Annotated in this window: 23 protein-coding genes and 1 riboswitch; of the genes, 13 read left to right on the forward strand and 10 right to left on the reverse strand. The window is 74.0% G+C overall.

The genetic code is table 11. The annotated features are described in order from the left end of the window. Nucleotides 1-4 precede the first annotated feature (4 nt). Complete coding sequence (locus tag ACFXOZ_RS28200) at nucleotides 5-1,360, reverse strand: glycosyltransferase 87 family protein (RefSeq protein ID WP_380529850.1); 1,356 nt, start codon at nucleotides 1,358-1,360, stop codon at nucleotides 5-7. A gap of 212 nt (nucleotides 1,361-1,572) precedes the next feature. On the opposite strand from ACFXOZ_RS28200, the gene ACFXOZ_RS28205 reads away from it, so the two are divergent. After that, on the forward strand, nucleotides 1,573-2,709 hold the full coding sequence (locus tag ACFXOZ_RS28205) for a glycosyltransferase family 4 protein (protein ID WP_380529852.1): 1,137 nt from the start codon (nucleotides 1,573-1,575) through the stop codon (nucleotides 2,707-2,709). 102 nt (nucleotides 2,710-2,811) lie between these two features. On the opposite strand, the gene ACFXOZ_RS28210 is transcribed toward ACFXOZ_RS28205, so the two are convergent. Further along, the gene (locus ACFXOZ_RS28210) at nucleotides 2,812-4,605 is read right to left on the reverse strand and encodes an AMP-dependent synthetase/ligase (protein WP_380593188.1); all 1,794 of its coding nucleotides are present in this window, start codon (nucleotides 4,603-4,605) and stop codon (nucleotides 2,812-2,814) included. A gap of 383 nt (nucleotides 4,606-4,988) precedes the next feature. Here ACFXOZ_RS28210 and ACFXOZ_RS28215 point away from each other — a divergent pair, with 383 nt between their 5' ends. From ACFXOZ_RS28215 to ACFXOZ_RS28235, 5 genes are all read left to right on the forward strand, one after another. Further along, nucleotides 4,989-5,423, forward strand: a complete 435-nt coding sequence (locus tag ACFXOZ_RS28215) for an SRPBCC family protein (RefSeq protein WP_375893282.1) — start codon at nucleotides 4,989-4,991, stop codon at nucleotides 5,421-5,423. Between the two features lie 34 nt (nucleotides 5,424-5,457). After that, nucleotides 5,458-6,630: an ArsA family ATPase gene (locus tag ACFXOZ_RS28220; protein WP_380593189.1), complete on the forward strand. Its 1,173-nt coding sequence runs from the start codon at nucleotides 5,458-5,460 to the stop codon at nucleotides 6,628-6,630. 95 nt (nucleotides 6,631-6,725) lie between these two features. Beyond that, entirely contained in the window at nucleotides 6,726-7,130 is a 405-nt protein-coding gene (locus tag ACFXOZ_RS28225) for a DUF5304 family protein (protein WP_375893278.1), read from the forward strand. A 192-nt stretch (nucleotides 7,131-7,322) separates the two neighbouring features. Continuing rightward, nucleotides 7,323-8,264, forward strand: coding sequence for an ROK family glucokinase (locus ACFXOZ_RS28230; RefSeq protein WP_375893276.1), 942 nt, complete (start codon nucleotides 7,323-7,325; stop codon nucleotides 8,262-8,264). Between the two features lie 120 nt (nucleotides 8,265-8,384). Further along, nucleotides 8,385-9,131, forward strand: a complete 747-nt coding sequence (locus ACFXOZ_RS28235) for an endonuclease/exonuclease/phosphatase family protein (protein WP_380529857.1) — start codon at nucleotides 8,385-8,387, stop codon at nucleotides 9,129-9,131. Nucleotides 9,132-9,378: 247 nt separating this feature from the next. Here ACFXOZ_RS28235 and ACFXOZ_RS28240 read toward each other — a convergent pair whose 3' ends face one another. Together ACFXOZ_RS28240 and ACFXOZ_RS28245 are read right to left on the reverse strand one after the other, a co-directional pair. Further along, nucleotides 9,379-10,194: a hypothetical protein gene (locus tag ACFXOZ_RS28240; RefSeq protein ID WP_380530347.1), complete on the reverse strand. Its 816-nt coding sequence runs from the start codon at nucleotides 10,192-10,194 to the stop codon at nucleotides 9,379-9,381. Between the two features lie 10 nt (nucleotides 10,195-10,204). Beyond that, nucleotides 10,205-10,999 carry an alpha/beta hydrolase gene (locus tag ACFXOZ_RS28245; RefSeq protein WP_380593190.1) on the reverse strand — a complete coding sequence of 265 codons (795 nt, stop codon included), beginning with the start codon at nucleotides 10,997-10,999 and terminating at the stop codon, nucleotides 10,205-10,207. 176 nt (nucleotides 11,000-11,175) lie between these two features. Between ACFXOZ_RS28245 and ACFXOZ_RS28250 the strand changes: the two genes are divergently transcribed. Genes ACFXOZ_RS28250 through ACFXOZ_RS28260 form a run of 3 tightly spaced genes read left to right on the forward strand, consistent with a single transcriptional unit; the run spans nucleotide 11,176 to nucleotide 14,019 of the window. Continuing rightward, nucleotides 11,176-12,036: a lysophospholipid acyltransferase family protein gene (locus ACFXOZ_RS28250; protein ID WP_380593191.1), complete on the forward strand. Its 861-nt coding sequence runs from the start codon at nucleotides 11,176-11,178 to the stop codon at nucleotides 12,034-12,036. A 34-nt stretch (nucleotides 12,037-12,070) separates the two neighbouring features. Further along, nucleotides 12,071-13,312, forward strand: coding sequence for a MacS family sensor histidine kinase (gene macS, locus ACFXOZ_RS28255; protein ID WP_375893269.1), 1,242 nt, complete (start codon nucleotides 12,071-12,073; stop codon nucleotides 13,310-13,312). Further along, nucleotides 13,309-14,019, forward strand: a complete 711-nt coding sequence (locus ACFXOZ_RS28260) for a response regulator (RefSeq protein ID WP_375893267.1) — start codon at nucleotides 13,309-13,311, stop codon at nucleotides 14,017-14,019. Before macS ends, ACFXOZ_RS28260 begins: the two co-directional genes overlap by 4 nt. A gap of 58 nt (nucleotides 14,020-14,077) precedes the next feature. On the opposite strand, the gene ACFXOZ_RS28265 is transcribed toward ACFXOZ_RS28260, so the two are convergent. Then, the gene (locus ACFXOZ_RS28265) at nucleotides 14,078-16,012 is read right to left on the reverse strand and encodes an anthranilate synthase family protein (RefSeq protein WP_380593192.1); all 1,935 of its coding nucleotides are present in this window, start codon (nucleotides 16,010-16,012) and stop codon (nucleotides 14,078-14,080) included. A gap of 302 nt (nucleotides 16,013-16,314) precedes the next feature. On the opposite strand from ACFXOZ_RS28265, the gene ACFXOZ_RS28270 reads away from it, so the two are divergent. Then, nucleotides 16,315-17,664, forward strand: coding sequence for a class II 3-deoxy-7-phosphoheptulonate synthase (locus ACFXOZ_RS28270; protein WP_375893264.1), 1,350 nt, complete (start codon nucleotides 16,315-16,317; stop codon nucleotides 17,662-17,664). A gap of 184 nt (nucleotides 17,665-17,848) precedes the next feature. Further along, a complete protein-coding gene (locus ACFXOZ_RS28275) occupies nucleotides 17,849-18,157 on the forward strand; it encodes a bacterioferritin-associated ferredoxin (RefSeq protein ID WP_375893262.1) in 309 nt (102 codons plus the stop codon). A gap of 31 nt (nucleotides 18,158-18,188) precedes the next feature. Here the strand turns inward: ACFXOZ_RS28275 and bfr are convergent, their stop codons facing one another. Next, the gene (gene bfr, locus ACFXOZ_RS28280; protein ID WP_375893260.1) at nucleotides 18,189-18,668 is read right to left on the reverse strand and encodes a bacterioferritin; all 480 of its coding nucleotides are present in this window, start codon (nucleotides 18,666-18,668) and stop codon (nucleotides 18,189-18,191) included. A gap of 230 nt (nucleotides 18,669-18,898) precedes the next feature. Between bfr and ACFXOZ_RS28285 the strand changes: the two genes are divergently transcribed. Continuing rightward, on the forward strand, nucleotides 18,899-19,528 hold the full coding sequence (locus tag ACFXOZ_RS28285; protein WP_380530361.1) for a sulfite oxidase-like oxidoreductase: 630 nt from the start codon (nucleotides 18,899-18,901) through the stop codon (nucleotides 19,526-19,528). Nucleotides 19,529-19,705: 177 nt separating this feature from the next. Here the strand turns inward: ACFXOZ_RS28285 and pknB are convergent, their stop codons facing one another. The 4 genes from pknB to thiO all read right to left on the reverse strand — a co-directional run bounded on the left by pknB (nucleotide 19,706) and on the right by thiO (nucleotide 23,785). Continuing rightward, entirely contained in the window at nucleotides 19,706-21,484 is a 1,779-nt protein-coding gene (pknB, locus tag ACFXOZ_RS28290; protein WP_380530364.1) for a Stk1 family PASTA domain-containing Ser/Thr kinase, read from the reverse strand. Between the two features lie 88 nt (nucleotides 21,485-21,572). After that, nucleotides 21,573-22,370: a thiazole synthase gene (locus tag ACFXOZ_RS28295; protein ID WP_375893256.1), complete on the reverse strand. Its 798-nt coding sequence runs from the start codon at nucleotides 22,368-22,370 to the stop codon at nucleotides 21,573-21,575. Nucleotides 22,371-22,373: 3 nt separating this feature from the next. Continuing rightward, nucleotides 22,374-22,613 carry a sulfur carrier protein ThiS gene (thiS, locus tag ACFXOZ_RS28300; protein WP_375893254.1) on the reverse strand — a complete coding sequence of 80 codons (240 nt, stop codon included), beginning with the start codon at nucleotides 22,611-22,613 and terminating at the stop codon, nucleotides 22,374-22,376. Next, nucleotides 22,610-23,785 (reverse strand): glycine oxidase ThiO, encoded by a 1,176-nt coding sequence (thiO, locus tag ACFXOZ_RS28305; RefSeq protein ID WP_375893253.1) that lies wholly within the window; start codon nucleotides 23,783-23,785, stop codon nucleotides 22,610-22,612. The genes thiS and thiO overlap by 4 nt, the downstream gene beginning before the upstream one ends. A gap of 3 nt (nucleotides 23,786-23,788) precedes the next feature. Further along, a riboswitch (TPP riboswitch) is annotated at nucleotides 23,789-23,901 on the reverse strand. A gap of 123 nt (nucleotides 23,902-24,024) precedes the next feature. Between thiO and ACFXOZ_RS28310 the strand changes: the two genes are divergently transcribed. After that, the gene (locus ACFXOZ_RS28310) at nucleotides 24,025-25,224 is read left to right on the forward strand and encodes an NAD(P)/FAD-dependent oxidoreductase (RefSeq protein WP_380593193.1); all 1,200 of its coding nucleotides are present in this window, start codon (nucleotides 24,025-24,027) and stop codon (nucleotides 25,222-25,224) included. The last annotated feature ends 25 nt before the right edge of the window (nucleotides 25,225-25,249 follow it).

The raw sequence follows: 25,249 nt of genomic DNA on the forward strand, positions 1-25,249 counted from the left end.
CCGCTTACCGCCCGGCCGGGTGGTCGATGCCGTCCAGCAGGTCCTGCTCGTAGGCGATGCCCGGGCGGACCGGGTACCCGGAGGAAGCCGGCAGGGCCGGGGGCTCGGCCAGGACCACGGTGGGCGCCAGGGCCGTCGAGGCGCGAGTGGAGCGCCAGAGCCGGATGCCGGAGAGCACGGCGGCGGTCAGCAGCAGCAGGTTGCGCAGGCCCAGCACGGCGACCGCGAGCGGTTCGCTGTTCAGGACCTGGGTGAACAAGGTCGGGAACTCGAGCAGGGTGAGCGGGCAGGCGAGCAGGATCAGCAGCGCCACCGGCCGCTGGCTGGTGCCGCGCACGGTCAGGCAGACCGCCGCGACGCCGACCAGCCAGACCAGGTACTGCGGGCTGATCACCCGGCTGGTCACCACGAAGATCAGCAGCGCGCAGAGCGCCGCGTCGTACATGGTGGCGGCGTTGCGCCGACGGGCGGTGAAGCGCCACAGCAGCAGCCAGAGGAAGCCCAGCACGGTGCCGGCCATCATCACCTTGCTGATCACGCTGACCCACGGCCCGAGCATCTCGGGGGAGCCGTAGTTCATGGTGACCTTGCCGTCCCAGCCCCCGGCCAGCCGGGCGATGTGCAGCGGCAGCGCGCCCACCGACTCGACCTCGATGCCGCGGGCCCCCTGGAAGGCCAGGAAGCCGAAGGCGCCGTTCATCCCGGCCGCCAGCAGGAAGCCGACCGAGACCGCCGTGGCGGCGGCCAGCGTCCAGGAACGGCGGGTACGGCGGCCGGACGGGGTGCCGATCAGGCCCAGCAGCGGCCAGATCTTGACGATGCCGCCCAGGCCCAGCAGCAGCCCGCCGATCGCCGGGCGGCGGATCAGCGCCAGCAGGCCGGCCAAGGCGAGCGCGGTGACCAGCAGGTCGAAGCGGTTGTAGATCATCGGGCCGAGCAGCGGTACGGCGACCACCCACAGCCAGGCGCCGGTCAGCGCCCGGCCCCGGCGCAGCCCGGTGCGGATCAGCAGCGCGGCCGCGGCGGCGTCGGCGATCCCGCAGATCACCCAGAACGAGGTCAGGTACGACCAGGGCAGCAGGCCCGGCAGCAGGATCACCAGGGCGGCGCCGGGCGGGTACTGCCAGGTGACGTCGTCGAACGGGAAGGTGCCGGTCTGCAGCACGCCGTACCAGGCGTGGTAGATCATCCAGACGTCGGCGGTGACGTCGCCGCCGGGAGCCTTCAGCACCCCGGTCATCAGCAGCACCAGTACGGTGCGGGTGGCCACCCAGGTCGCCCCGAGGGCGGCGAGCGCCCCGAGCGGGCGGCCGAGGCGGCCGCGCGAAGTACCGGACTCGGTGGCCGGGGCCAACTCCACTGCGCTCCCTCGTTCGTCTCGACGTCCTCACCGGAGGCGTCGTACGGACGGACGCCCGGGCCGCCGCATCCGCGGCCTAGGTACTAGGACTGACCCGGGGGTCAAACGGTTGCCGTGCGCGGTTCCGTTCCCGGCGGGTCATGGTGTTGACCTATCGTACGGATCACCCAGCGGTACACCGAGCACCCCCCGACCGAGCGAGCCGTGGCCTGATGCACAGAACCTTGATCGTCACCAATGACTTCCCGCCCCGCCCGGGAGGCATCCAGGCCTTCGTGCACAACATGGCCGTCCGTCAGCCCGCAGGGAGCGTCGTGGTGTACGCCTCGACCTGGCGGGACGGCACCGAGGTGCGCGCCTTCGACGCCGAGCAGCCGTTCCCGGTGATCCGGGACCGCACGAAGGTGATGGTTCCCACACCCCGGGTCACCCGGCGGGCCGCCGAGATCCTGCGCGCCGAGAAGTGCGACTCGGTCTGGTTCGGGGCGGCCGCCCCGCTGGGCCTGATGGCGCCCGCGCTGCGCCGGGCCGGGGCCGGGCGGCTGCTCGGCATGACCCACGGGCACGAGGCCGCCTGGGCCCAGCTGCCGGGCTCCCGGCAGCTGCTGCGGCGGATCGGCGCGGGCACCGACGTGCTGACCTACCTGGGCGAGTACACCCGCTCGCGGATCGCCGCCGCGGTCGGGCCGCGGGCCGCGGCCCGGATGGTGCAGCTGCCGCCGGGCGTGGACGAGACGACCTTCCACCCCGGTTCCGGGGGCGCCGAGGTGCGCCGGCGGCTGGGGCTGGCGGACCGGCCGGTGGTGGTCTGCGTCTCCCGGCTGGTGCCGCGCAAGGGCCAGGACACCCTGATCGAGGCGATGCCGCTGATCCTGCGCGACGTGCCGGACGCGGTGCTGCTGATCGTCGGCGGCGGGCCGTACCGGGCGGACCTGGAGAAGTCGGTGGATGCCGAGGGGGTCCGGGACTCGGTGCGCTTCACCGGCTCGGTGCCGTGGGCCGAGCTGCCCGCCCACTACGGGGCCGGGGACGTCTTCGCGATGCCGTGCCGGACCCGGCGCGGGGGGCTGGACGTGGAGGGCCTGGGGATCGTCTACCTGGAGGCCTCGGCGACCGGGCTGCCGGTGGTCGCGGGGGACTCCGGCGGGGCGCCGGACGCGGTGCTGGAGGGCGAGACCGGGTACGTGGTGCCGGGCGGCTCGGCCGAGGCCTCGGCCGAGCGGATCGTCCGGCTGCTGCGGGACGAGGAGCTGCGCCGTCGGATGGGCGAGGCCGGCCGGCGCTGGGTGGAGCGCTCCTGGCGCTGGGACCTGCTGGCCGGGCGGCTGACCTCGCTGCTGGCGGGCTGACGCCCGGTACGGCAGTCCGCGGGTACGAAGGTACGACGCCGCGAAGGGCCCCGGGGAGTCCCCGGGGCCCTTCGGCGTACCCGTACTGCCGCCGGCGCGGCCCTACTTCCGGTACAGCGCCTCGATCTCGGCGGCGTAGTCCTTGAGCACCACGTTGCGCTTGAGCTTGAGCGAGGGCGTCAGGTGGCCGCTCTCCTCGGAGAACTCGGTGTCCAGCAGGCGGAACTTCTTGACCGCCTCGGCGTGCGAGACGGCCGCGTTGCCGTCGTCCACGGCGGACTGCAGGGCGGCCAGCAGGTCCGGGTCCTCGGCGAGCTCGGCGACCGTGGCGGTGGCGGGCTTGCCGTTGAGCTCCTTCCACTTCGGGAAGAAGTCCGGGTCGACGGTGACCAGGCAGGCGATGAAGGGCTTGCGGTCGCCGACCACCATGACCTCGCCGACCAGGGCGTGGGCCCGGATGCGGTCCTCGATCACGGCCGGGGCGACGTTCTTGCCGCCCGCGGTGACGATGATCTCCTTCTTGCGGCCGGTGATGGTCAGGTAGCCCTCGGAGTCCAGCGCGCCGAGGTCGCCGGTGGCGATCCAGCCGTCCTTGAGGGTGTCGGCGGTGGCCTGGGGGTTGTTCCAGTAGCCGGTGAAGACGTGCGGGCCCTTGAAGTAGACCTCGCCGTCCTCGGCGATCCGGACCGAGGCGCCGGGGACCGGCTGGCCGACCGTACCGATCTTCGGCTTGTCCCACGGGTTGAAGGCGGTGGCCGCGCAGGTCTCGGTCAGGCCGTAGCCCTCCAGGACGGTGAAGCCGATGCCCCGGTAGAAGTGGCCGAGCCGCTCGCCGAGCGGGGCGCCGCCGGAGATCGCATGGGTGGCCCGGCCGCCGAGGGCGGCCCGCAGCTTGCTGTAGACCAGCTTGTCGAAGACGGCGTGCTTGAGCCGCAGCACCAGGCCGGCGCCGCCGGCGTCCAGCGCCCGGCTGTAGGCGATCGCGGTCTCCGCGGCCTTGTCGAAGATCTTGCCCTTGCCGTCGGCCTGGGCCTTGGCACGGGCGGTGTTGTAGACCTTCTCGAACACCCTGGGCACGCCCAGGATCAGGGTCGGCCGGAACGACGCCAGCTCGGCGGTGACGTCCCTGATGTCCGAGACGTGGCCCAGCTTGATCGGGGCCATCACCGGGGCGATCTCGGCGATCCGGGCGAGCACGTGGGCCAGCGGCAGGAAGAGCAGCACGGAGCTCTCGCCGGTGCGGAACAGCGGGGCCAGGCGCTCGACCACGTTGCCGCACTCGGCGAGGAAGTTGCCGTGGGTCAGCTGGCAGCCCTTCGGACGGCCGGTGGTGCCCGAGGTGTAGACGATGGTGGCGATGTCGTCGGGGCCGGCGATCGCCCGGCGCTCCTGGACGGTCGCGTCCGGGACGCCCCGGCCGGCCTCGGCCAGCGCGGCGAGCGCGCCGCCCTCGATCTGCCAGGTGTGCTTCAGCTCCGGCAGCCGGTCGCGGACCTCGGCGACCACCTTGACGTGCTGGTCGGTCTCGGTGACGAGGGCGACGGCGCCGGAGTCGCCGAGGATCCACTCGACCTGCTCGGCCGAGGAGGTCTCGTAGACCGGCACGGTGATCGCGCCGGCCGTCCAGATCGCGAAGTCCAGCAGCGTCCACTCGTACCGGGTGCGGGACATGACGCCCACCCGGTCGCCGGGCTCGATGCCCGTGGCGATCAGGCCCTTCGCGGCGGCGTGCACCTCGGCGAGGAACTGGACCGAGGTCAACTCCTGCCAGCGGCCGTCCACCTTCCGGCTGAGCACCGCGACGTCCGGGTGCTCCTCGGCGTTCCGGTGCACAGGGTCGGCGAGGTTACCGCCGCTCGGTACCTGGTAGAGGGCCGGAAGGCTGAAGTCGAGCAAGACTGCTCCTCGTTCGCGACGCTGCGGGACGGCAGGACGTTACTGCCCGGTAGGCAGCTTCGACCAGGGGGGTCGGCCCCGGTGTTCGAAGTGTCACACCCGGCCGGGTCGGACCAGGCCGTGACCGGGTCGTTCGACTGGCACCCTACGACAGCCCACAGGTGACCGGCCGGTAGCATGCCCTGCCGGCCGTCCCGGTGGCCGTCCCCGGTGGCCGTCCCGCCGACGGGCCCGCCCCGGCCGCCGCCGACGCCCCGCCCGCCTCCGCCGGTGCCCGTGCCGCCGAGGAGATCGCCGGTCGCGATAGCCTGCTCCGGGCGGATCGGGCCGAGCGTGCCCCGACCGGACCGGGCAGGCAGAAGGACGAGGCGGAGGGCCTTTCCATGGCGGAGCACACCAGGTCGAGCATCATCATCGACGCGACCCCGGCCGCGGTCATGGCCGTGATCGCGGACTTCGCCGCCTACCCGGCCTGGACCGGAGAGGTCAAGGAGATCGAGGTCCTGGAGAGCGGAGAGGACGGCCGCGCCGCGCAGGTCCGGCTGCTGCTCGACGCCGGCGCCATCCGCGACGAGCACACCCTCGCCTACACCTGGGACGGCGACCGCGAGGTCGGCTGGACCCTCGTCCGCAGCCAGATGCTCCGCTCGCTGGACGGCTCGTACACCCTCGCCCCGCTGTCCGGCGGCCGCACCGAGGCCACCTACCAGCTCGCCGTGGACGTCAAGATCCCGATGCTCGGCATGATCAAGCGCAAGGCCGAGAAGGTCATCATCGACCGCGCCCTGGCCGGCCTGAAGAAGCGCGTCGAGGGCTGACGGGCCCGGGCACGGCGGAACGGGGGCTGACGGCATGACGGCGACACGCACCATCCTGGTCAGCGGCGACGCGGGCGCGCCCGCGGTGGCCGCCGCCACCGCCCTGCACGCCGCCCGGCGCGGCCACCGCACCTGGCTGCTGGCCGCCGACGACCCGCACCGCGCCCTGGACTCCGCGCTCGGCACCCGGCTGGAGCCGGAACCGCTCCGCTACGCGCCGGGCCTGACGGTCTCCCGGATCGACGAGCAGGCCGCCTTCCGCTACGCCGTCGGCGAGCTCACCGGCCGGCTCAAGCCCGCCCTCGACCTGCTCGGCGCCGAACAGCTCGACCCCGAGGAGCTGACCGCCCTCCCCGGCATCGCCCGGCTCGCCCTGCTGCGCGCGCTGCCCGCCGCCGACCAGGACGTCCTGGTGGTGCTCGCCCCGGCACCCGCCGAGCTGATCGCCACCCTCGCCCTGCCCGAGCAGCTCACCCGCTACCTGGAGCGGCTGGTCCCCGAGCAGCGGCAGGCCGCCCGCGCGCTGCGCCCGCTGCTGGCCGGGCTGGCCGGCGTCCCGATGCCCGCCGAGTGGCTGTACGAGGGGCGCACCAAGGCCGCCGCGGTGCTCGCCGAGTCCCGCGCCGCGATCAGCGACCCGGGCACCAGCGTGCGCCTGGTCGTCTCCGCCGACGGCCACCCGTACGAGCAGCTGGGCCGGGTCCGGGCCGGGCTCGCGCTGTACGGCCACCGGCCGGACGCCGTCGTGGTGCACGGCGCGCTGCCGCCCGCCGCCCTCGCCTCGCCCGACCCCTGGCTGGCCGAGCTGGCCCGCCGCCGCCAGGAGGAGCTGGACCGGCTCGCCGCCGAGACCGACGCCCCGGTGCTGGTCACCGGCCTGGCCGAGGGCACCCTGGAGGCCGTCGCCGACCGGCTGTACGGGGACGGCCCCGGCCCCGAGCGGCTCGAACCGCAGCCCTGGCCGGTCGAGGACCGGCTTGCCGAGGACGGCCTGCTGGTCTGGCACCTCGACCTGCCCGGCGCCGACCGCGCCGGGCTGGACCTGGTCCGCCGGGGCGACGACCTGGTGGTCGGCCTCGGCGCCCACCGCCGGGTGCTCCCGCTGCCCGCCGCGCTGCGCCGCTGCACGGTCGCCGGGGCGGGGCTGCACGAGGGCGTGCTGTCGGTGCGGTTCGCACCCGACCCGTCGCTCTGGCCGCAGGGCTGACGGGCCTTCCGGCCTTTCCTCGCGGCCCGGCCGGTCGGGTAGCGTCGGCCCGAACGGGGCCGCGGGGTGCGGCCACGGCTGAGGAGGCGCCCGCGATGACCAGCACCGACGACCGTACCGAGCCCGGCACGGAGCAGGGGAGCGGGCCGTCCCACCCGTTCGGACCGGAGCTGGGCCCGCTGGTGGACGAGGTGCGCCGGTTCGCCACCGCCGTCGGCGAGAAGGCGCAGGAGACGAGTGCCACCACCCTGATCACCCTCTCCGGGCTGGCCGACCGCCTGCGCACCCAGCAGCCGGAGGTCTACTCCCACCTCGCCGCGGCCGGCTCCGGGCTGGCCGCCGCCGGCGCCGAGCTGCTGGCCGCCTACCGCGCCGCGGTGGCCGGGCACGAGCAGCGCTGGACGGCCGGGGAGGGGGCGCCGGTGGAGAAGATCGACCTCGACGCACCCGGCCGGGCCGAGGGCGCCGACGGGGCTGACGGGCCGTCCGCCAAGCAGTGAATCCGTGAATTCCGCAGTGTGACCAGGCTGCTCTCGTACGTCACGAAGAAGGAAAATCGATACGACTTTTGAAGCATCGCGGCCGGGCTGTCCCAGAATTGTCTTCGGATAATGTATGCGAGGCTGTGTACGGGGGCAGGGTTGGGCGGTACCGTTCCGTCCAGCGGGAACGAGTGAATAGCTGAGGGACACATGGCTCTGACCATCGGCGTCGATGTCGGCGGGACCAAGATCGCGGCAGGCGTGGTCGACGAGGCGGGTGCGATCCTGGCGCGGACCCGGGTGCCCACCCCGGCCGACCCCCAGTGGGCCGTCGACGCCATCGCGCAGGCCGTGCGCGAGCTCAAGGAGCAGCACCCCGGTGTCACCGCCGTCGGCGTCGGAGCCCCCGGCTTCGTCGACAGCAACCGCTCCACGGTGATCTTCGCGCCCAACATCGACTGGGAGAACGAGCCGCTGCGCGGCCGGATCGAGGAACTCACCGGCCTGTCCGCGGTGGTCGAGAACGACGCCAACTGCGCCGCCTGGGCCGAGTTCCGCTTCGGCGCGGCCGCCGAGCACCAGGACATGGTGCTGATCACCGTCGGCACCGGCATCGGCGGCGGCATCGTGCTCGACGGGCGGCTGCACCGCGGCCGCTTCGGCGTGGCCGGCGAGATCGGCCACCTCAACATGGTCCCGGACGGCCTCCAGTGCGGCTGCGGCGGCAAGGGCTGCTGGGAGCAGTACGGCTCCGGGCGCGCGCTGCGCCGCTACGGCCGGGAGAAGGCCGCGGCCGACCCGGTGCGCGGCCAGCGGATGCTGGACCTCAACGACGGCGTCGCCGAGACCATCCGCGGCATCCACATCACCGAGGCGGCCGAGGAGGGCGACCCGCTCGCCCTGGAGTGCTACGCCGAGCTGGCCGACTGGCTGGGCCGCGGCATGGCCGACCTCGCCGCGCTGTTCGACCCGGGCGTGTTCGTCCTCGGCGGCGGTGTCTCCGACTCCGGCCGGCTGCTGCTCGACCCGGTCGCCAAGGCCTTCGAGCACTACCTGACCGGCGGGGTGCACCGCCCCCGCGCCGAGGTCGTGCTGGCCTCCATGGGCTCCGCGGCCGGCATCGTCGGCGCGGCGGACCTCGCCCGCACCTGACCGATCCCCAGCAGTCGTCGTGACCCGCCGGCGGCGGTGCGACCGGGCCCCGACCAATCCCGGACGCGCCGCCGCCGTCGCACTACCGTCCTTCCCAGGACACCGCACCAGGGGAGGACCATGACCGCCGCACCCGTCGAGCCGCCGCCGGGCGGCCCGCGCCGACTGCGCCTGCTCAGCTACAACATCCGTTCGCTGCGCGACGACCGGCGGGCGCTGGCGCGGGTGATCCGGGCCTGCGCGCCCGACCTGGTCTGCGTCCAGGAGTCACCGCGCTACTGGCGCCCGGAGGGCCAGGCCGCCCGGCTGGCCCGGGACACCGGAACGGTCGTCCTGGCCGGGGGCGGCCGCACCGCCGCCGGACCGCTGCTGCTCGGCCGGCCCGGCGCCGTCGAGGTGCTGGGCGTGCACGACCGGCTGCTGCCCAAGACCCGCGGCCTGCACGCGCGCGGCTTCGCCACCGCACTGCTGCGGCTGCCCGGCAGCGCGCCCTTCACCGTCACCAGCTGCCACCTCAGCCTGGACCCGCAGGAGCGGTGCGGGCAGTTCGAGCTGCTCCTCGACCAGCTGGCGATCACCGAACACGGCGTCGTGGCAGGGGACTTCAACGAGCACCCGGACGGGCCGGGCTGGCAGCTGCTGGCCTCCCGGATGTGGGACGGGTACCCGACCGCGCCCTGGGGCGGCGAGTTCACGTCCGTCCCGGAGAACCCCTACCAGCGGATCGACGCCGTCTTCGCCACGCCCGGGATCACCGTCCTCGGCTGCGGGGTGCCGCACGGGCTGCCCGGGGTCACCGGGGCCGACCTGCGGGCCGCGACCGACCACCTGCCGGTGCTGGCCGTGCTGGAGTTCCCGGCGCCCTGAGGCGCGTCCCGAGGACCGGGCCCGGACGAACGGACCGGGCCCGGACGACCGGGTCAGGCCCGGACAGCCGGACCGGGCCAGGGCTAGGGCCTGTCCGGCGGATCTTGCCAGGCGCGCGACGCCGGGCATCCCGCCTGGACGCACGCCCGAATCGCCCAAGTACGTCCAGTACGAGGCCGACTCGGGCGCACGCCCAGCCGGGCGCCCAACGCCGCGCGCTGATCTGCCAAGATCCGCCGGACAGGCCCTAGACGACGGCGCCGTGGTCCGGGTCCTCCGGCTCGTCCTCGTCGCGGTCCTTCATCCGGGCGACCAGGGTGACGAAGCCGCCGAGGAAGGCGGTGACCCCGACCCAGGCGGGCCAGCCGGAGATCTCCCGCCACACCACCGCGTCGATCAGCAGCAGCGCCGGGCCGCCGAGCACGGCCAGCCAGGCGAACTTGGCGGTGGCGTCGGCGGCCGGCAGCGGCGGGGGCTCCGGCGGGACGAAGTGGCCCTCGTCGGTGTCCTCGGCCAGTTCGAAGTCGCGCGGGCCCGAGGTGGAGGCGGGGAGGACGGGGCGGCCGGAGCGGGGGCGCGGCTGCGGGGCGAGGTCCGAGAGCTCGTCCGGGTCGCTCTGGCCGGCCTTGGGGCCGGCGCCGTCCTTGTGGCCGTCCTTGTAGCCGCCCTTGAGCTCGTTCTGCGCCCGGAGGTTCTCGACCTCGGGCCAGTTGGGGTTGGTGAGGTCCACCGGGTCGTCGAACTGGGCGACCAGGGCCGCGAAGATCGCGTCCTGCTCGGCCTGGCTGCGTTCGGGGGCGCTGCGGCGCGGGCGGGACTCCGCCGCTGCCGTGGTGTCCTCCCCGGCGGGCCCCGGCGCGGCGCCGTCGGCCTCCGTGCCGCCCGCGGCGACGCCGCCGCCCTGGACCGTGCCGTCCCCGTGGACGGTGGCGTTCCCCCCGCCAGCGGCGTCCCCCTGGGCGGTGGCGTCCTTCGGCACACCGTCGGTGCGCGCTCCGTCCGTCCGCGCGCCGTCCTCGCGGGGCTTGTCGTCCCCGCCGCCCGCCGTGCTGCTCTCGTGCACTTCCGGCCCTTCAGCCATGGTGATCGTCGGATTCGGCCCTGTCGGCGCCCGTCGCGTGCGCGGGAGCCAGCCGTCGGATGAAGTCCAGGCTCGCCCCGAATATTTCCGCCGCGTCGTGGTCCAGCGTCGCGACGTGGAAACTGCGCTGGCACAGCCGTTCCGTCACGTCCGTCGAGGATATCCGGGCCAGCACCAGCTCCGAGTTGGCCGGCGAGACCACGTGGTCCTGCGGGCTGTGGAAGAGCAGCACCGGCTGGGTCACCTCGGGCAGCCGCCGCTGGACCTCCTGCCACAGCCGGCTCAGCGACCAGGCGGCGTGCAGCGGCGTCCGGTCGTAGCCGAGCTCCCGGGCGCCGGGCTTGTGGATGTCGTTGGCGATCCCCGGGACGCTCGGGACGAGGTGGCGCAGCACCGGCAGCAGTACCCCGGCGGGGTTGTCCGAGCGCACCGACGGGTTGACCAGCACCAGCCCGGACACCGTCGTGCCGTGCAGCGCGGCCAGCCGCAGCGCCAGCGCGCCGCCCATCGACAGCGCGCAGACGAACACCTGCTCGCACTCCTCGGCGAGGGTCAGCAGCTCGCGCTCGACCGTCGCGTACCAGTCCTCCCACCGGGTGACCTGCATGTCCTGCCAACGGGTCCCGTGCCCCGGCAGCAACGGGAGCGAGACGGTGAACCCGGCCGCCGCCAGTTCCTCGGCCCACGGCCGCAGCGACTGGGGGGACCCGGTGAACCCGTGGCACAGCAGCACCCCGACCGGTCCGCCGCGGTGGCGGTACGGTTCGGCACCGGGCAGCAGCGGCATGGCGGACTCCTTCGCGGGCGGGTGGCGCTGGGGGAGGGGACGCTGGGAGGGGAGCTGCAGGAATCCGCATCGTCCCACGCCCCGCGCCGGGACGTACACCCCCTACGGCGGGCCCGGGCACGGCGGGTGGCCGCGGGGCATTAGGATCGACCGGTCCGCATAACAGGAGGCCCGGGTTGTTCTACCGACTGATGAAGATGATCGTCGCGCCACTGCTTCGGATCTTCTTCCGGCCGTGGATCGAGGGTGAGGAGAACATCCCCACCGAAGGTGCGGCGATCATCGCGAGCAACCACCTTTCCTTCTCGGACTCGTTCTTCTTCCCCGCGCTGATCAAGCGCAGGGTGACCTTCATCGCGAAGGCCGAGTACTTCAACACCCCGGGCCTCAAGGGCCGGTTGACCGCCGCCTTCTTCAAGGGCGTCGGACAGCTGCCGGTGGACCGCTCGGGTGTGCGCGGCGCCGGCGAGGCCGCGATCCGCAGTGCCATCGCGGTGCTGGACCGCGGCGAGCTGTTCGGCGTCTACCCCGAGGGCACCCGCTCGCCCGACGGCAAGCTGTACCGCGGCAAGGTCGGCGGCCTGGCCCGGGTCGCGCTGGCCACCGGCGCCCCGGTCATCCCGGTCGCCATGATCGACACCGAGAAGGTGCAGCCGCCCGGCCAGGTGGTGCCCAACTTCGGCATCCGCCCGGGCATCCGAATCGGCCGCCCGCTGGACTTCTCCCGCTACCACGGCATGGAGAACGACCGCTTCATCCTCCGTTCGGTGACGGACGAGGTGATGTACGAGATCATGCGGCTCTCCGGCCAGGAGTACGTGGACATCTACGCGACCGCCGCCAAGCGGCAGATCGCCGACGAGAAGAAGAAGGCCGACGCCGAGCGCCGGGCCGCCGCCAAGGCGGAGAAGGCCGAGGCCGAGAAGGCCGCCGAAGCCGAGAAGGCGGCGGAGGCCGGGAAGGCGGCGGAGGCCGGGAAGGCGGCGGAGGCCGGGCAGCAGGACCAGCAGGAGCAGAACGGCACCGGGTCGGCCTGACCGACCCGGTCGGGTCCAGGGGAGGGGCCGGGAGATGGCGGACGGCGCGAGAACGGGTGCCGCGGTGGGCGGCGCGGTGGCGGCGGGCGGCATGTCCGTCGAGCTGCCGCTGTGGAAGGCGATCTCGTACTTCCGGGTGCTGGCCCTCTGCTACGCCCTGCTCCGGTACTTCAACTCGTACCTGCACTTCCTGCACCCGGTCGCGGGCTGGATCTACTTCGGCGCGCTGATCCTCTGGACGCTCGCCAGCACCCGGGCCTTCGCCAACCCGCAGCGCTGCACCTGGTACGTCCTCGGCTTCGACCTCGCCCTGGCCGTGACCGGCATCGTGATGAGCGGGATGACCGACGCCCCGGCCCGGATCAGCCACGGCGCGCCCACCCTGCCGACCATCTGGGCGGCCGGCACCGTCCTCGGCTTCGCCGCCAAGGGCGGCTGGCGCCCGGCGGCGGCGTCCGGCGCGGTGATCGGGGTGGCCAACATCCTCGGCCACGGCGGCCCGACCGGCGACAACGTCCACAACATCGTGCTGCTGCTGGTGGCCGGCTGCGCCATCGGGTACGTGATCGAACTGGCCCGCGCCAGCGAGGCCACCCTCACCCGGGCGCTGCAGGTCGAGGCGGCCACCCGGGAGCGCGAGCGGCTCTCCCGGGACATCCACGACGGTGTGCTCCAGGTGCTCGCGCTGGTCCAGCGCCGGGGCGCCGAGCTGGGCGGGAGCGGCGGCGGAGGTACCGGCGGCGGCACCACCGACTTCGCCGAGCTGGGCCGCCTCGCCGGTGAGCAGGAGCGCGCGCTGCGGGCCCTGATGACCGGCGGCCCGCTGCCGGCCCAGCGGTTGCCGGAGGCGGACCGGGCCGAAGCGGCCGACCCGGCCGGGCCACGCGACCTGACGGCACTGCTACGCGGCCACGCCGACGAGCGGATCACCCTCTCCGCCCCCGGCACCCCGGTGCTGCTGCCCGGCCCGGCGGCGGGCGAGCTCGCCGCGGCGGTCGGGGCGGCCGTCGACAACGTCCGCAAGCACGCGGGGGAGTCGGCCCGGGCCTGGATCCTGGTGGAGGACGAGCCGGAGGCCGTCACGGTCAGCATCCGCGACGACGGCCCGGGCTACGCCCCCGGCCGGCTCGGCGAGGCGGAGCGGGCCGGGCGGCTGGGCGTCTCCCAGTCCATCCGCGGCCGGGTGCTGGACCTCGGCGGCACGGCCGAGCTGTACTCGGCGCCCGGGGAGGGCGTCGAGGTCGAACTGCGCGTTCCGAGGAAGGCCTCTCCATGACCGACCAACCGATGACCGACCGGCCGGCCGCCGGGCCGCAGTCCACCGACCGGCCGGTCCGGGTGATGGTGGTGGACGACCACCCGATGTGGCGGGACGCCGTCTCGCGCGACCTGGCCGAGTCCGGCCTGGACGTGGTGGCCACGGCGGGCGACGGCGAGGAGGCGGTGCGCCGCGCCCGGGCCTGCTCGCCGCAGGTGGTGGTGCTGGACCTCAACCTGCCCGGTCTGTCCGGCGCCGAGGTGTGCCGCCAGGTGGTCGGGCACGACCCGGCGGTCCGGGTGCTGGTGCTGTCGGCGAGCGGCGAGCACCAGGACGTGCTGGAGGCGGTGAAGTCCGGGGCGACCGGGTACCTGGTGAAGTCGGCCGGGCGGGAGGAGCTGCTGGACGCGGTGCGCCGTACGGCCGTCGGCGACGCGGTGTTCACGCCGGGCCTGGCCGGGCTGGTGCTCGGCGAGTTCCGCCGGCTGGCCGCCGAACCGGCCCCGTCCTCGGCGCCGGCCGTCCCGCAGCTGACCGCCCGGGAGACCGAGGTGCTGCGGCTGGTGGCCAAGGGCCTGTCGTACCGGCAGATCGCCGACCGGCTGGTGCTGTCGCACCGGACGGTGCAGAACCACGTGCAGAACACCCTGGGCAAGCTGCAGTTGCACAACCGGGTGGAGCTGGTCCGGTACGCGATCGAGCAGGGACTGGACGAGGAGCTGTAGGTCCGGTCCTCGAACTCCCGCCCCGCGGAGGGGAGTTCGAGGACCGGACCGGGGCCGCTCAGCCCCGGACGGCCGCGGCCTCCCGCAGCAGGGCGGCGACGATGCCCACGCCGTCCCGGGTGAGCACCGACTCCGGGTGGAACTGGAGGCCCGCGAAGCCGGGGCCGCGCAGCGCGTGGACGTCGCCGGTGGCGGCGTCCCGGGCCACCTCGACGCCCTCGGCGGCGAGCCGGGCCGCGTCGGCCTCCGAGCAGCGCGCCGTGAAGGTGTTGTAGAAGCCGACCGTCCGCTGGTCGCCGAACAGGTCGATGCTCTCCTGGGCGCCCTGGTAGGGGACGGCCTTGCGGCCCAGGGCGAGCCCGAGTTCGGCGGCGAGCAGCTGGTGGCTGAGGCAGACCGCGAGCAGCGGGGCCGTCCGGGCGCCGGAGCGGACGGCGGCCAGGGCGTCCGCGACGACCGGGCGCAGCACCGCCATCTTGGGGTCGTCGGCGAGCGCCGGGTCGCCCGGGCCGGGGCCGAGCACCAGCGGGCCGCGGTGCGCCGCGACCAGTTCGCGCAGGCCCGGCCGGTCGAAGCGGACCACGGTGACCTGGTGGCCGAGCGAGGTCAGCAGGTGGGAGAGCATCGAGGTGAAGGTGTCCTCGCCGTCCACGACGAGGGTCGGCAGGGCCTCGGTGACCCGGGACGGCGCCTGCATCCGCAGCCAGAACGGGGCGAGGCCGGCCCGGCGGGAGTCCAGTGCGGCCTGCACCCGGTGGTCGTCGGCGAGCCGGGGCCCGCCGGGGTGCGGCCGCCGGGCGGGGGCGGGCCGGGCGCCGATCGCGGTGAGCACCCCGGCGGCCTTGGCGTGGGTCTCGGCGACCTCGGACGCGGGGACGGAGTGGCGTACCAGGGTCGCGCCGACCCGGACGACCAGCCGCCCGGTGGCCGGGTCGATGTCGGCGGTGCGGATGCAGATCGGCGAGTCGAGCAGCTGCCCGCCGCTCGCGGAGCGCCCGATCAGGGCGAGCGCGCCGGAGTAGTAGCCGCGCCCGGTGGGCTCGTAGCGGCGGATCACCCGGGTGGCGTTCTGCACCGGGCTGCCGGTGACGGTGGCGGCGAACATCGTCTCGCGCAGCACCTCGCGGACGTCCATCGAGGTGCGGCCGCGCAGCTCGTACTCGGTGTGGGCGAGGTGGGACATCTCCTTGAGCCGGGGGCCGAGCACCTGGCCGCCGAGGTTGCCGACCGTGCACATCATCTTGAGCTCCTCGTCGACCACCATGGTGAGCTCCTCCAGCTCCTTGGGGTCGTGGAGGAAGCGCAGCAGCGAGTCGAGGTCGGAGCCGCCGGCCGGGTAGCGGTAGGTGCCGGAGATCGGGTTCATCACGACGGTGCCGCCGCTCTGCCGGACGTGCACCTCGGGGGAGGCGCCGACCAGGACCCGGTCCCCGGTGTGCACCAGGAAGGTCCAGTACGCGCCGCGCTCCTGCTCCAGCAGCCGGCGGAACAGCGCGAGGGCGAGGGCCGGCCCGAAGTCCTCCAGGGTGGCGTGGAAGTCGCGGCGGATCACGAAGTTGGCGCCCTCGCCGTTGCCGATCTCGTCGTCGATCACCCGGCGGACGATCGCCGCGTACGCCTCGTCGTCCACGTCGAAGGCGCCGCCGGACAGGCGGACCGGCTCCTGCGGCAGGGCGGCGGTGAAGGCGGCCAGCGGCAGGGCGTACTGCTCGGTCACCGCGAGGGCCTGCAGCGGGGTGCCGTCGTCGTGGGCCTCGAAGCCGCGCTCGCGGATCTGCCGGTACGGGACCAGGGCGAGCAGGTCGTGGACCGGTCCGGCGGCGGGGACGCCGGTCCGGACCGGCAGGTCGGCCAGGCGCTGGTAGCTGTCGACGGTGCCCAGCAGCACCTCGACGGTGTCCGGGGCGTGCCGGGGGGTGCGTCGGTGCAGCAGGGCGAAGGCGGGGGCACCGGGGGCGGTGAGGCGGGCGAGCAGCTCGGCGGGGGTGGTCACGAGTACGGCTTCCTTCCGGGGTGGAGGGCGAGGGCGGTGCGGGTTCCGCTCCCGGAGGGCCGTCTGCTCGAAAAGCACGACGGCCGCCCGAGGGGCGGCCGTCGTGTTCGTCTAGGAACGCGCGATCGGTGGGCCACCCAGGGGGGAGGCCCACCACCAGGAGTGGTTGCGGGGCGCGTGCATGGGTCGAGCGTAGCGGACGGGGCCGTGCGGGTGAGTCCGCTCACGTGAGATGTCCGGGACGTGTCTCACCCATCGGGCAATGGTCACGGAACGCTCGCGGCACCCCGTAGCCTTGCCGTGTGACCGCTACGACTGAGACAACGAGGACTGGCCACTCCTGGCAGTCCCTGCCCGCGGCGCAGCAGCCTGAATGGCCGGACCAAGAGGCTCTGCGCAAGACCCTTGCTGAGCTCGCCTCCTATCCGCCGCTCGTCTTCGCCGGCGAGTGCGACCAGCTGCGCGCCCGGCTCGGCGCCGTGGCACGCGGGGAGGCCTTCCTCCTCCAGGGCGGAGACTGCGCCGAGGCCTTCGACGGCGTGTCGGCGGAGCACATCCGCAACAAGCTGAAGACGCTGCTCCAGATGGCCGCCGTGCTGACGTACGCGGCCTCGGTGCCGGTCGTGAAGGTCGGCCGGATCGCCGGCCAGTACTCCAAGCCGCGCTCGAAGTCGACCGAGACCCGCGACGGCGTGACCCTGCCGGTCTACCGCGGCGACTCGGTGAACGGCTTCGAGTTCACCCCCGAGTCCCGGATCCCGGACCCGGAGCGGCTCAAGCGGATGTACAACGCGTCCGCCGCGACGCTGAACCTGGTGCGCGCCTTCACCACCGGTGGTTACGCCGACCTGCGCCAGGTGCACGCCTGGAACCAGGACTTCGTGCGCAACTCGCCGGCCGGCCAGCGCTACGAGCAGCTCGCCCGGGAGATCGACAACGCCCTGGCGTTCATGAACGCCTGCGGGGTGGCCCCGGAGGAGTTCAAGACCGTCGAGTTCTTCTCCTCGCACGAGGCGCTGGTGCTCGACTACGAGACCGCGCTGACCCGCGTGGACTCGCGCACCGGCGAGCTGTACGACGTCTCCGGCCACATGGTGTGGATCGGCGAGCGCACCCGCCAGCTGGACCACGCGCACATCGAGTTCGCCTCCAAGATCCGCAACCCGATCGGGGTCAAGCTCGGCCCGACCACCTCGGTGGACGAGGCGCTCACCCTGATCGAGAAGCTGGACCCGGAGCGCGAGCCCGGCCGGCTGACCTTCATCACCCGGATGGGCGCGGGCAAGGTCCGCGACCACCTGCCCACCCTGGTGGAGAAGGTCACCGCCTCCGGCGCCAAGCCGGTGTGGATCTGCGACCCGATGCACGGCAACACCTTCGAGGCCTCCAGCGGCCACAAGACCCGCCGCTTCGACGACGTCCTGGACGAGGTCAAGGGCTTCTTCGAGGTGCACCGCGCGCTGGGCACCCACCCGGGCGGCATCCACGTGGAGCTGACCGGCGACGACGTCACCGAGTGCGTCGGCGGCGGCGACGAGGTGCTGGTGGACGACCTGCACCAGCGGTACGAGACGGCCTGCGACCCGCGGCTCAACCGCAGCCAGTCGCTGGACCTGGCGTTCCTGGTGGCGGAGATGTACCGCGGCCAGTAGGTCTGACCAGGGCCGATGTGCCCGCGGATGTGACGAAGGCCCCTCCGGATTCGGGATTCCCGAGCCCGGAGGGGCTTTTTCGTACCCGGATCGCCGGGTAAGGTGAGGCTTAGTGAACTAAGGCAAGCCTTAGTCAAGATCCACTCCGTGCCCCAGCCGGCGCTTCACCCCGGGAGAGACCGCGATGTACGTGTGCATGTGCCATGCGGTCACCGAGGACCAGGTGAAGAAGGCGATCGACGGCGGTGCCAACACCCCGCGCCAGATAGCCAAGGGCTGCAAGGCGGGCACGGACTGCGGGTCCTGCGTGCGCCGGATCCAGGCCCTGCTCGGCGAGCACGGCGCCCGGCCCTGCCCGACCGCCCGGCTGGCCGCGAAGCTCGGCCTCGCCGACCCCGAGGTCCAGGACGTGCCCGCGCCGGCCGCCGCGAAGCCGTCCCCGGTCGCGCCGATGGCGCCGGTCGCCCCGGTACTCCCGCTGCGGGTCGCCTGAGCCGCCCGCGCCCGAGCCCGGGGCGTCGGGCTCAGGACTCCGGCTGCTCGATCAGCTGGGCGAGGTAGAGCGCCTCGCCGAGCTTCTCCAGGAGCTCCAGCTGGGTGTCCAGGTAGTCGATGTGGTGCTCCTCGTCGGCCAGGATGGACTCGAAGATGTTCGCCGAGGTGACGTCGTTCTTGGCCCGCATCACGACGATCCCGCGCTTGAGCCGGTCGATCGCCTCGACCTCGACCTGGCGGTCCGCCTCGAACATCTCCTTGACCGTCTGGCCGATCCGGACGTGGAACAGCCGCTGGTAGTTGGGCAGCCCCTCCAGGAACAGGATCCGGTCGGTGAGCGTCTCGGCGTGCTTCATCTCGTCGAACGACTCGTGCCGGGTGTACTTGGCGAGCTTCGTCCAGCCGAAGTTCTCCTGCATCTTGGCGTGCAGGAAGTACTGGTTGATCGCGGTGAGCTCGGCCGTGAGTTGCTCATTGAGGAACTCGATGACCTCCGGGTCGCCCTGCATGGTGCTGCCTCCCTGCGCTACGTCCTGCGGTGAGTCCTGCGCTGCGCATCCTGGCACCGTATCGGGAGGAATTTCCAGTAAGTTCACACTCACTAGGACATGTGTCGGAATATCCGATTTGGGTGATAAGTGGAGGGCGCACGATCGACCATTGGCCCGTACGGGCGGGGCGTGCACCTGGGCCAAGGGGCGCGCGCCGGGGCTCGTCCGCCGTCTGTCACCATGGAGACATGGGTCAGTCCGAACGAGAACCGCTTCCGCCGTCTGACCCGACCCTCCCCCCGGGACAGCGCGCGCAGCGCGGCTGGCCCGCCCTGCACTACGGGCCGGTGCCCCGCTTCAAGCCGCTGACCTGGGACCTCCAGGTGTTCGGGGCCACCGCCTCGGCCGAGAAGCACAGCTGGGACTTCGCCGCCTTCGCCGCCCTGCCGCGCACCACCGTGGTCGCCGACCTGCACTGCGTCACCAAGTTCTCGATGCTCGGCAACGAGTGGACGGGCGTGCCCGCGGCCCTCCTGCTCGACCTGGTGCCCCCCGCGCCCGGCGTCACCCACGTCATGGTCTGGGCCGAGTACGGCTACAGCGCCAACCTGCGGCTGGCCGACTTCGCCGACCCGCACACCCTGCTCGCCACCCACCGCAACGGCGAGGCGCTGACCGCCGAACACGGCTTCCCGGTGCGCCTGGTGGTGCCGCGGCTGTACGCCTGGAAGGGCCCCAAGTGGGTGCGCGCCGTGGAGTACATGCGGGCCGATCGGCGCGGCTTCTGGGAGGAGCGCGGCTACCACAACCAGGCCGACCCGTGGCGCGAGCAGCGCTACTCCTACCAGGAGGAGCCGGGCGACGGACCGCTCCGCTGAGCGGTGAACCCCGCTAGGGCCTGTCCGGCGGATCTTGCCAGGCGCGCGACGCCGGGCATCCCGCCTGGACGCACGCCCGAATCGCCCAAGTACGTCCAGTACGAGGCCGACTCGGGCGCACGCCCAGCCGGGCGCCCAACGCCGCGCGCTGATCTGCCAAGATCCGCCGGACAGGCCCTAGAACAGCGAGAAGTTGACCGTCACCACGGACTTCTGCGGGCGCCGCTCCCCGGCCGTCGGGGACTGGCCGCTCACCTTGCCCATGCCGAGCGTCCAGTCGGTCGAGGCCTTCATGGTGAAGCCCGCCGCCTGCAGCGCCCTCTGGGCGTCGTCCCGGGCCATCCCGGTGACGTCCGGGACCGGCACCATGCCCTTGCTGACCACCAGCGAGACCGCGGCGTTCTCCGGCAGCTGCTGCCCGGCGGCCGGCGTGCTGCTGATCACCGAGCCCTCCGGCACGGTGTCGTTGTAGGTCTGGGTCACCCCGCCCCTGGTCAGCTGGGCGCCGGCCAGCGCGGCGGCCGCGTCGTCCGCGCTCCTGCCGGTGACGTCCGGCACGGCGATCCGCTTGGGGCCCTTGGAGAGGGTGACCGTCACCGGGTCGCTCTTGCGGGTGCGCGCGCCCACCCCGGGATCGGTGGAGATCACCTGCCCGGCCGGGACGGACTCGCTGAACACCTCGACGAAGCGGCCGTGCATGCCCTCGCCGTCCAGGACCCGCTGCGCCTGCGAGCGGTCCTTGCCGAGCACGCTCGGCACCGAGCCGTACAGCCCCTCGGAGATCCCGTAGGTGACCCCGCCGACCGCCAGCACCAGGGCGGTCAGCGCGGCCGCCCAGAGCAGCGGCTTGCGCGGGAGCCGGCGCGGTCGGCCGGGCCGCCGGGTCCTGACCGGGGTCGGCTCGTCGTACGGGCGGGGCTCGACCAGCAGCTGGTCCATCAGCTCGGCCGGCACCTCCAGCACGCTGGTGCGCTCGGCCGGCGGGGCGTCGGCGGGCCCGGGGAGCGGCTGGATCACCGAGGTCGGCTCGCTGGTCGGGTAGCGCGGGCTGGGGTGGGTGGAGGCCGGCGGCTCGGCGTCCAGCTCCTCCGGGGTGAGCGTGCGGCGGACCCGCTGGAGGGCGGCGAGCAGCTCCACCGCGTCGTACGGGCGGGCGTCGGCGGCCCGGGCGCAGGCGCCGGCCACTATGGCGTCCAGCGCCGGGGCGACGGCGGGGGCGGTCAGCGAGGGGGCGGGGACGTCCTCGTGCAGGTGCTTGTACATGACCTGGACGGGGTTGTCGCCGGTGTGGGGGCGGCGGCCGGTGAGCATCTCGTACAGCAGGATGCCGGCCGCGTAGACGTCCACCCGCTGGTCGGTGGGGGCGTCCGGGAGGATCTGCTCGGGGGCCAGGTAGGAGACCGTGCCCATGACGGTGCCGCCGGTGGCGGTGCTGGTCGAGGTGGGCGCGCCGTCGGCGCTGCCGAGCACCCGGACCAGGCCGAAGTCGGCGACCTTGACCAGGCCGCTCCCGGTGATCAGCACGTTCTCCGGCTTGACGTCCCGGTGGACCAGCCCGGCCCGGTGGGCGGCGCCGAGGGCGGCGAGCACCGGCTCCAGCACGTCCAGCGCGGCCCGGACGGACAGCGCGCCGCGGTCGCGCAGCAGGTCGCGCAGGGTGCGGCCGGGCACGTACTCCATGGCGAGGAAAACGTTTCCGCCGTCCGCGCCCTGGTCGAAGACGTTGACCACGTTGGGGTGGGTGAGCTTGGCGACCGCCTTGGCCTCGCGGATGAAGCGGGCGGTGAAGCCCTCGTCCCCGGCGAGCTGGGGGTGCATCACCTTGAGGGCGACCACCCGGTCCAGCCGGGTGTCGGTGGCCCGGTACACGGTGGACATCCCGCCGGTCGCGATGCGCTGCTCGACCCGGTACCGGTTGTCGAGCACGGTGCCGATCAAGGGGTCGTGCAGTGCCATGTCCACTCGGGGGAGTCTAGTGCGGCGGGCGGGGGCCGGTCCCGGCGGACACCGCCTCCGGGACCGGCTTGTGACATCCGCGACGGGTTCAGAACGCGGGCCGCTCGCGGGTGTCCAGGTCGGCGCGGCCGGCCATCGCCGAGGAGGCCTCGGCGTGGAAGCGGCGCGGGATGCGGCCGGCCCGGTGGGCGAGCCGGCCCGCCTCGGCGGCGTGCCGCATCGCCTCGGCCATCAGCACCGGGTCCTGGGCCCGGGTCACCGCGGAGGCGAGCATCACCGCTGCGCAGCCCAGTTCCATCGCCAGCGCGACGTCGGAGGCGGTGCCGGCGCCCGCGTCCAGGATCACCGGGACGCCCGCACTCTCCACGATCAGCTGGAAGTTGTGCGGGTTGCGGATGCCCAGCCCGGAGCCGATCGGCGAGCCCAGCGGCATGATCGCCGCACAGCCGACGTCCTCCAACTTGCGGGCCAGCACCGGGTCGTCGTTGGTGTACGGGAGCACCGTGAAGCCGTCGTCGACCAGCGTCTCGGCGGCCTCCAGGGTCTCGATCGGGTCCGGCAGCAGGGTCCGCTCGTCGGCGATCACCTCCAGCTTCACCCAGTCCGTGCCGAGCGCCTCGCGGGCCAGCCGGGCGGTCAGCACCGCCTCGCCGGCGGTGAAGCAGCCGGCCGTGTTGGGCAGCACCCGGATGCCGTTGCGGGTCAGCACGTCCAGGACGGAGCCCTGGGTGCTCGCGTTCACCCGGCGCATGGCCACGGTGGTCAGTTCGGTGCCGGAGACGAGCAGGGCGCGCTCCAGGACCTCCAGGCTCGGCGCGCCGCCGGTGCCCATGATGAGCCGGGAGGAGAAGGTCGTCCCGGCGATGGTCAGCAGGTCGTCGGCCATGGTTCAGCCTCCCTGGACGGCGGTCAGGATCTCGATCCGGTCGCCGCTGCCCAGCGTCGTCCCGGGCCACGAACCGCGCGGCACCACGGCCTCGTTGAGGGCGGCGGCGACGCCGGTGTTGGCGGCGCTGACGGTGGCCACCAGTGCGGCGAGGGTGGTGGCGGCGGGCACCCGGCGGGGCTCGCCGTTGACGGTCAGGGCGATCTCGTTCGGGGCGGTCTCGTTCGGGGCGGTCTCGGTCATGCGCAGGCCTTCGCGACGGGGGTTTCGGGGGAGAACCGGGTCGGCGTGAACGGCCGTGCCAGGTCGGGGACTTCGCCGGTCGCCAGGTAGTCGGCGAGCAGGTCGGCGGTGACCGGGGTGAGCAGCACGCCGTTGCGGTAGTGGCCGGTGGCGGCGACCAGTCCGGGCAGTGCGGTCGGGCCCAGCAGCGGGGCGTTGTCCGGCGAGCCGGGGCGCAGCCCGGCGGAGGTCTCGCGCAGCGGGAGTTCGGTGATACCCGGTACCAACTCGTGGGCGTCGCGCAGGAGTTCGTACACCCCGCCGGCGGTGACGGTGGTGTCGTAGCCCTGTTCCTCGGTGGTCGCGCCGATCACCAGCTCGCCGTTCTCCCGGGGGACGAGGTACAGGTGCTGCCCGCGCACCACCGCGCGGACGTTGCGGGACAGGAACGGCCGGTAGGCCTCCGGGACGTGCAGCCGGACGATCTGCCCCTTCACCGGGCGTACCGCGGGCAGTACGCCCTCGGGCAGGCCGGGCAGCCGGTGGCTGTGCGGGCCGGCGGCGAGGACCACCTGCTCGGCGGCCAGGGACTCCCCGTCGTCCAGCCGGGCGCCGACCGCGCGGCCGCCGTCCACCAGCAGCTCGACGGCCTCGGCCCGGTGCAGCCGGACGCCGGCCCGCTCGCAGGCGGCGACCAGGGCGGTGAGCAGCCGGCGCGGATCCACCTGGTGGTCGTCCGCGACGTGCAGGCCGCCGCGCACGCCGGGGGCGAGCATCGGCTCCAGTCGGCGGGCCTCCCGGCCGGTCAGCCAGCTGGAGTCCAGGCCCAGCCGCAGGTGGAAGGCGTGCAGTTCGCGCAGTTCCGCGCGGTCGTCGGAGTCCAGCGCGACGGCGATGGTGCCGCACCGGCGGTAGCCGGTGTCCAGGCCGCCGCTGGCCTCGGTGAGCTCGGCGGCGAAGGACTCGTACCGCCGGTTGGAGGCCGTCCCCAGGTGCAGCAGCGGCTCCTCGCCGTACTGCAGCTCGGTGACCGGGGCGAGCATCCCGGCGGCGACCCCGGCCGCCCCCCGGCCGTGGCCGGGGTCGACCACGATCACGTTCCGCAGCCCGCGTTGCGCGGCGCGCCAGGCGACCGCGAGGCCGATGACGCCCCCGCCGATCACCAGCACGTCGGCGCGGCTGCCCGATGGCATGCGTGACAAAGCTGCTCTTCTCCCTTCGCCGGTATGACCCGGATCAGGTTCGGACGGTCGCAGGCCGTGCCAGCCCGCCTCTCAGCCCGGTCCGCCGGGCTCCCGTGTGGTGCGTCCACCTTAACTCCGGGGATCGGCCCGCCCGAAGGGCCGTGCGAGGCGTGAGACGGGGCCGCCCGCCCGGCTCCGCGGATGAGCGGCTCAGAGCCGGTTCAGCGGCGCTGGGTACAGTGACGGGCGTGGCAGAGCTGAGCGGAACGGATCGGGTGGTCGTCGTCGTCGGGGCCGGGCTGGCCGGGGCGCAGTGCGCCCTGCAGCTGCGGCAGGGCGGCTGGCGGGGGCGGATCGTCCTGGTCGGCGAGGAGCGGCACGCGCCGTACGACCGGCCGCCGCTCTCCAAGGACGTGCTGCTCGGCAAGGCCGACGCCACCACCCTGGACATCGACTACGGGCGGCTCGGTATCGAGCTGCTCACCGGCCGCCGGGCCACCGGGCTCGCCCCCGGCGTGCTGCACACCGACGGCGGGGACCTCCCGTACGACGCGCTGGTGATCGCCACCGGCGCCACCCCGCGCGCCCTGCCCGGAGCCGAGCGCGCCCATCTGCTGCACACCCTGGACGACGCCCTGGCGCTGCGCGCGCTGCTGCGCCCCGGCCTGCGGCTGGTGCTGGTCGGCGCGGGCTGGATCGGCGCCGAGGTGTCCACCGCCGCGCGGCAGGCCGGCTGCGAGGTCACCGTGGTCGAGGCCGGTCCGGCGCCGGTGCCGGGCGCGCTGCCGACCGGGGTCGGCTCGGCGATGGCCGCCTGGTACGCCGAGGCCGGGGTCGACCTGCGCTGCGGGGTCGGGGTGGCCGCCGTCGAGCCGGGGGCGGTGCTGCTGGCCGACGGCTCCCACCTGCCCGCCGACGAGGTGGTGGTCGGCATCGGCGCCCGGCCCGCGACCGGCTGGCTGGCCGGCTCGGGCGTCGAGCTGGACGCCTCCGGCGCGGTCGTGGTGGACGGGCGGCTGCGCACCGGCCTGCCCGGGGTGTTCGCGGCCGGGGACTGCGTCAGCTACCCCTCGGCGCGCTCCGGCGCCCGGCTGGCCGTCCAGCACTGGGACCACGCGCTGCAGTCCGGCTCCGCCGCGGCCGCCGCCGTGCTCGGGGCGGACACGCCGTACGACCCGGTGCCGTACTTCTGGTCCGAGCAGTTCGGGCGGATGGTCCAGTACGCCGGCCGGCACGCCGAGGGCGACGAACTGCTGTGGCGCGGCAGCCCGCAGGAGTCCGCGTGGTCGGTGCTCTGGCTGCGCGACGGGGTGCCGAGCGCGCTGCTGGCCGTGGACCGGCCGCGCGACCTCACCCAGGGCCGGAAGCTGATCGAACGCGGTGCGGTGCTCGACCGGGCGCTCGCCGCGGACCCCTCGGTGGCGCTCAAGGGAGCCGTCGCCGGGTAGCACTTGGTGCGCGGCGGGCCGCGGA

Source organism: Kitasatospora sp. NPDC059160, from assembly GCF_042755465.1.
GTDB lineage: Bacteria > Actinomycetota > Actinomycetes > Streptomycetales > Streptomycetaceae > Kitasatospora.

Bases quoted from the DNA above. Each gene is read 5' to 3' on its own strand.
- ACFXOZ_RS28245 (WP_380593190.1), bottom strand. From the start codon at position 10,999: ATGCCGCTGCTGCCCGGTGCCGAACCGTACCGCCACCGCGGCGGACCG.
- ACFXOZ_RS28220 (WP_380593189.1), top strand. From the start codon at position 5,458: ATGACGGCGACACGCACCATCCTGGTCAGCGGCGACGCGGGCGCGCCC.
- ACFXOZ_RS28285 (WP_380530361.1), top strand. From the start codon at position 18,899: ATGGGTCAGTCCGAACGAGAACCGCTTCCGCCGTCTGACCCGACCCTC.
- pknB (WP_380530364.1), bottom strand. From the start codon at position 21,484: ATGGCACTGCACGACCCCTTGATCGGCACCGTGCTCGACAACCGGTAC.
- ACFXOZ_RS28225 (WP_375893278.1), top strand. From the start codon at position 6,726: ATGACCAGCACCGACGACCGTACCGAGCCCGGCACGGAGCAGGGGAGC.
- ACFXOZ_RS28275 (WP_375893262.1), top strand. From the start codon at position 17,849: ATGTACGTGTGCATGTGCCATGCGGTCACCGAGGACCAGGTGAAGAAG.
- thiO (WP_375893253.1), bottom strand. From the start codon at position 23,785: ATGCCATCGGGCAGCCGCGCCGACGTGCTGGTGATCGGCGGGGGCGTC.
- ACFXOZ_RS28230 (WP_375893276.1), top strand. From the start codon at position 7,323: ATGGCTCTGACCATCGGCGTCGATGTCGGCGGGACCAAGATCGCGGCA.
- bfr (WP_375893260.1), bottom strand. From the start codon at position 18,668: ATGCAGGGCGACCCGGAGGTCATCGAGTTCCTCAATGAGCAACTCACG.
- ACFXOZ_RS28215 (WP_375893282.1), top strand. From the start codon at position 4,989: ATGGCGGAGCACACCAGGTCGAGCATCATCATCGACGCGACCCCGGCC.
- ACFXOZ_RS28260 (WP_375893267.1), top strand. From the start codon at position 13,309: ATGACCGACCAACCGATGACCGACCGGCCGGCCGCCGGGCCGCAGTCC.
- ACFXOZ_RS28295 (WP_375893256.1), bottom strand. From the start codon at position 22,370: ATGGCCGACGACCTGCTGACCATCGCCGGGACGACCTTCTCCTCCCGG.
- macS (WP_375893269.1), top strand. From the start codon at position 12,071: ATGGCGGACGGCGCGAGAACGGGTGCCGCGGTGGGCGGCGCGGTGGCG.
- thiS (WP_375893254.1), bottom strand. From the start codon at position 22,613: ATGACCGAGACCGCCCCGAACGAGACCGCCCCGAACGAGATCGCCCTG.
- ACFXOZ_RS28235 (WP_380529857.1), top strand. From the start codon at position 8,385: ATGACCGCCGCACCCGTCGAGCCGCCGCCGGGCGGCCCGCGCCGACTG.
- ACFXOZ_RS28205 (WP_380529852.1), top strand. From the start codon at position 1,573: ATGCACAGAACCTTGATCGTCACCAATGACTTCCCGCCCCGCCCGGGA.